This window comes from Streptomyces alkaliterrae, from assembly GCF_007097205.2.
Taxonomy (GTDB): Bacteria; Actinomycetota; Actinomycetes; order Streptomycetales; family Streptomycetaceae; genus Streptomyces; species Streptomyces alkaliterrae.
The window spans coordinates 1-1,210 of record NZ_VJYK02000600.1 but is presented as its reverse complement, the minus strand read 5'-3'; the positions used below and the strand labels follow the sequence as shown (position 1 = coordinate 1,210).

Here is a 1,210-nt window from a genome sequence, read left to right as displayed (position 1 = left end):
GGCCAGGAAGGCGAGCGGGCGCAGCCGCAGCGGCAGTGCGTGACCGAGCAGCGGCAGGGCGCCGGGCGCGGCGCCGACGCGCGGGGGCGGTTGCGTCGGCGGGTTCGTCGGGTGCGGCGGGTTCGTCGGGGCGCTCATGACGGCAGTCCGTTCGTCGCGGCGGGGTCCGCCGGCTCCAGGGATATCCAACCGGTGGTACTGCCGTCCCAGACCGCGCCGTCGCCCAGATAGCGCGGCGTGAGGTACTCGAACTCCTGGGCTCCGGCCAGCAGATGGTCCATCGCGCGGAGGTAGGCGTCGACGCCTACCTGGCCGCCGAGGTGCCCGCGGGCGGCGTCGCGGGCCTGGATGTAGCCGTGTTCGTGGGCGGCGGCACGGGCGGCGACCTCGTCGACGGCCTGCTGCAGGGGCAGCCGGTCGTGGTACTCGAGCACCCGGACGGCGTTCATCGGGTCGCCGTGCTCCTTGCGCAGTGAGAGCACGTCGTTGACCAGGATCATCTGCCGCATGGCGTGGTCGTGGACGGCCCGCAGTTCGGGCGTGCGCAGCAGGTCGGTGAGGTCGACGGCGGCGGCGTACTCGTTGAGCAGGCAGATGAAGTCGCAGCCGAAGCTGGCCAGTCGGATGTCGATGTACGCGGAGTAGTCGGGCACGGTACCGGTGAGCTGGTAGGGGAGTTCGGCCGCGATGCCCTGGAGGAAGGTCGCCAACGACTCCTGGAAGCGGTGCTGTTGGCGGCCGCTGAGGTCGGGGCTCATGCGCTGCCACAGGTCGGCGGCGGCCCGGCCGAAAGGCGAGGTGGCGGTGTCCGGGTTGCCGAACTCGGCGGTGATTCGGTCGAACGCGGCACGCGCGCCGCCGGGGCTCGCGCCGAGCCCGGCGGTGTGGTCGGCCGCGAGGTCGTCGATCAGCCCGACGAAGTGGTAGAAGTCGGCGAGCGCCAGCACCCGGTCCCGGTCGGTGAGCGGCGCCACCAACGGGCCGTAGAGACCGACGCGTTGCCGCAGCAGGCGCATGAGCTGCGTCTGCGAGGTGCAGCAGCTCTCCAGGTGCCGTCGCACCCAGGCGTTCGAACGGAACTCGGTCTGCGCCGCGTGCGGGTGGTAGACGACGGGGAGGCTGCGGGGGAAGAGGGGGAGTTGGAAACCGTCGGTCCTGGGGACGGTTGTGGTGTGTGACACCGCTGCTCCTGGGTTCACTGGTACGCCGG

The 1,210-nt window shown here is 71.8% G+C and carries 1 protein-coding gene; it reads right to left on the bottom strand.

Annotated features, from left to right (window positions below; translation table 11 throughout):
• Positions 1 to 134: 134 nt before the first annotated feature.
• Entirely contained in the window at positions 135 to 1,181 is a 1,047-nt protein-coding gene (locus FNX44_RS27030) for a terpene synthase family protein (protein WP_143651588.1), read from the bottom strand.
• Positions 1,182 to 1,210: the final 29 nt, after the last annotated feature.